Origin of the sequence: Streptomyces sp. E2N166, from assembly GCF_003671715.1 — a bacterium.
GTDB classification, from domain to species: Bacteria; Actinomycetota; Actinomycetes; order Streptomycetales; family Streptomycetaceae; genus Streptomyces; species Streptomyces thinghirensis.
This window is the reverse complement of sequence record NZ_RAIF01000025.1, coordinates 329,102-331,435: the sequence shown is the minus strand read 5'-3', so window position 1 is coordinate 331,435 and position 2,334 is coordinate 329,102. Positions and strand designations below refer to the sequence as shown.

The window sequence follows — 2,334 nt, the reverse complement described above, 5'->3', positions numbered from 1 at the left end:
GTCTCACCGAACCCCCGTCCGCGAGGGACCGGTGGACCACTGACCTCCTCAAAGACCCGGGGAAAGAACTACCCGCCCTCCCACCCTCCCCGTGCCGGTGCGCGCGTGTCACCCGTGCGAGTGACTGGCTTGCGGGTGCGAGATTCGGGCCGTTACGTTCACCGCAAGAGCACACCACCAGCGCCCAACAGAGCAGCCCCCGCCCAGGATTCGCACTCCCGGACGAGGGCCTAACCGATCAAGGAAGCGACACCTTCCCGATGGCTGACTCGCAGTCTAACGCGCGCCTGCGCGCCGACGCCGGAGCTCCGACCTCCGGCGTGATCCACGTACGCACCCGGCTGACGGCCGACTTCACGGTGATCTCCAACGCCCTCGCCCAGCGGCGCGGCAGCGCGGTCACGGTCGGCGTGGCCGTGTACATCCTCTCCCTGCCCACCGGCGCCCCCGTGACCATCGCCGCCCTGTGCGAGCACTTCAGCGAGGGCGAGATCCTGATCTCGCGCGCCCTGCGGGAACTGGAAGCCGCCGGTTACCTGGATCGTCGCCGCGAGCGTCTGGCCTCCGGACAGATCCGCACCCGTACGTACTTCCACGACGTCCCCGGTGGCGGCGGTCCGGACGGCCCTCCCGAGCCTCCGAAACCGCCCCGGCCTCGGGACCGGCCCGCCGGCCGAGAGACCGCTGCGCCTCTGCGTGAGGCGGCGCCCACTCCCGGCCCCGAGGAGCCCGAGAGCCCGGCCCCCGCACTCGCCGACGCCGATCCGAAGGCGGTCGCCGTGCTGACCGCCCTGCGCCGGGTCGACCCCCGTCTCGTCCTGTCCGCACGGGAGGCCGCCCGCCTGGCGCCGGCCGTGGCCGAGTGGCTGGCGGCCGGAGTGGGAGCGCACGAGATCACCGAGCTGCTGACCGTACGGCTTCCCGACCGCTTCCGAGCACGCCCGGCGAGCTTCCTCGCGTTCCGCCTGCGGGAAACGCCGCTGCCCGTGCCACCCCCGGCGCCTCTCCCACTGACCGTCGAGCGCCCGGCCGTGCTGCCGTTCCAGACCTGCGACGGCTGCGAGCGCGCCTTCCGCGCCCAGGAACCGGGACACTGCCGGAGCTGCCGGGACCACCTCGTCGGGGAGCGCCTGCGTTCGGCCGGCTGAGCCGGTGGGCGGGTGTGCCGTCCGGCCCAGGGTGGCAGCCTTGATGTGCGACGATGCGAGACCCGGAACCGGGTACGGCAGGAGGAGGTGGGACATGGTCGACAGGTTCGAGGACGGACTTCTGACTCCCAGGGAAACAGCCTCCTACCTGGAGATTCCGCAGTCGACACTCCATTCGTGGCTGAAGGGCAGGGCTGCCGGAGCGCCACTGGTCCACCAGGTCGAGCCGCCGCGCAAGGGGCAGCCCTCCGTGCCGTTCATCGCGGTGGCCGAGGCGCACGTTCTCCGTTCCCTGCGCTCCCTGGGGCTCCGGATGAGCGAGATCAGGGAAGCCGCCGCCGCCGTACGGGATGCCTTCGCCACCCCGTACGGCCTCGTGTCGAAGCGGATCGCGACGGACGGCGTGGACATCTTCATCGAGCACGGCCTCGGCGATCTCCGCAGGGCCCGCGACAGTCAGGCACCCATCCACGAAGTGGTCTCCGACTACCTCCGCTACCTGAACTGGGAACCCGACGACGACTTCCCGTCCAGCCTGCGGCTCAGGCAGTACCCGGACTCCGTACCCGTGGTGATCGACCCGAGGTTCGGGCGTGGGAGGCCCGTCGTAGCCACCAACCGTGTCGCGGTCAAGGCCATCACCGACCTCTGGGAAGCCGGGGAGAGCGTCGAGGACATCGCGTACGACTTCGACATGACGCCGGAGCAGGTCGACGAGCTGTGCCGGGCAGTGGTGCGCCTTGCCGCCTGAGTTCTTCCTCGACCGCAATCTCGGCCGTCGTGTCGCGGAGGGGCTGAGGACGTGCGGCTGGACCGTCCACCGCATCGGGGACGTCTTCGCCGACGACGGACAGGACATCGCCGACGAGGACTGGATCGCGCACGGTCTCGACCAGTCATGGGTGCCGCTCTCGAAGGACGGCCGGATCAAGAGCCGGGACTTGGAGATCCGGCCTGTGCTTGAGCGGGAAGCGGTGCTCTTCCATCTCGACAATCAGCAACTGCGCAGTGTGGAGATGGTCAAGCGGCTCAACGCCCACCGGGAGGCGATCCACCGGGCCGTGGCCAGGGGCGGCCCGGCGGCCTACGCGGTACGGCGTGAGCGTATCGAGCGCACCTGGCCGCCCTGACCGGCGACGGGCGGCACCAGGGCAGGGGCCTGATCCGCGATCCACGAGAGCGGGTC

Annotated in this window: 3 protein-coding genes; all 3 read left to right on the top strand. The window is 70.8% G+C overall.

From position 1 onward, the window contains the following. The first annotated feature begins 260 nt into the window (after positions 1-260). Positions 261-1,148: a hypothetical protein gene (locus EBH09_RS19565; protein ID WP_121748271.1), complete on the top strand. Its 888-nt coding sequence runs from the start codon at positions 261-263 to the stop codon at positions 1,146-1,148. Between the two features lie 94 nt (positions 1,149-1,242). Then, positions 1,243-1,899: a DUF433 domain-containing protein gene (locus EBH09_RS19560; protein ID WP_121748270.1), complete on the top strand. Its 657-nt coding sequence runs from the start codon at positions 1,243-1,245 to the stop codon at positions 1,897-1,899. Further along, positions 1,889-2,278, top strand: coding sequence for a toxin-antitoxin system, toxin component, PIN family protein (locus EBH09_RS19555; RefSeq protein WP_121748269.1), 390 nt, complete (start codon positions 1,889-1,891; stop codon positions 2,276-2,278). Before EBH09_RS19560 ends, EBH09_RS19555 begins: the two co-directional genes overlap by 11 nt. The last annotated feature ends 56 nt before the right edge of the window (positions 2,279-2,334 follow it).

Bases quoted from the DNA above. Each gene is read 5' to 3' on its own strand.
- EBH09_RS19565 (WP_121748271.1), top strand. From the start codon at position 261: ATGGCTGACTCGCAGTCTAACGCGCGCCTGCGCGCCGACGCCGGAGCT.
- EBH09_RS19560 (WP_121748270.1), top strand. From the start codon at position 1,243: ATGGTCGACAGGTTCGAGGACGGACTTCTGACTCCCAGGGAAACAGCC.